Origin of the sequence: Cobetia sp. 5-11-6-3 (assembly GCF_013374055.1) — a bacterium.
Lineage (GTDB): Bacteria > Pseudomonadota > Gammaproteobacteria > Pseudomonadales > Halomonadaceae > Cobetia > Cobetia marina.
On sequence record NZ_BLWJ01000022.1, the window covers coordinates 1 to 556 of the forward strand.

Annotated in this window: 1 protein-coding gene and 1 pseudogene; both read left to right on the top strand. The window is 57.4% G+C overall.

Translation table 11 applies throughout. The annotated features are described in order from the left end of the window. A pseudogene (locus HXS66_RS17525) lies at positions 1-170 on the top strand (glucose-1-phosphate thymidylyltransferase); the annotation flags it as partial. A gap of 246 nt (positions 171-416) precedes the next feature. After that, a partial coding sequence (locus HXS66_RS17225; RefSeq protein ID WP_176504174.1) for a dTDP-4-dehydrorhamnose 3,5-epimerase family protein occupies positions 417-556 on the top strand: 140 nt, incomplete at its 3' end.

The following is a 556-nucleotide window of genomic DNA, read 5'->3' on the forward strand; positions in this document are numbered from 1 at the left end:
CCATCGAGCATCGTCAGGGCCTTAAGGTGGCATGTCTCGAGGAAATCGCCTGGACCAACGGCTGGATCAGCGACGAGCAGCTCGAAGAGCAGGGCACCGCACTCAAGAAGACCGGTTACGGCCAGTACCTGCTGAAGCGCTTGGATGACAAGCGCCGTGGCAACTACTGAGCTCGACACCTGAGTTCGACATCTGAGAGCGGGCGCCGTGGCCGGGTACGCATGCAGTGAAGTCAATGCTTATGTACCCGCTTTCCCGCAGTCGTCGCCAACAAGGCGAGGGCTGCGGGAATTTTCATGACGCCCCTCACGCCTGCGTACTATCGAGACTGAGCCTTGTCGTGCCATAGGCCGGCAGGGCATCGAGTCCTGTGATTGTTGAAGTGATATCTGTCCCCTACAAGGAGCGAATACCGCATGAATTTTGAAAAACTCGCCATCCCGGATGTCGTGCTGCTGACCCCACAAAAATTCGGTGACGAGCGCGGCTTCTTCATGGAGACCTTTCGCCAGAGCGAATTCGTCGAGCACTGCGGTGATTACACCTTCGTGCAGGA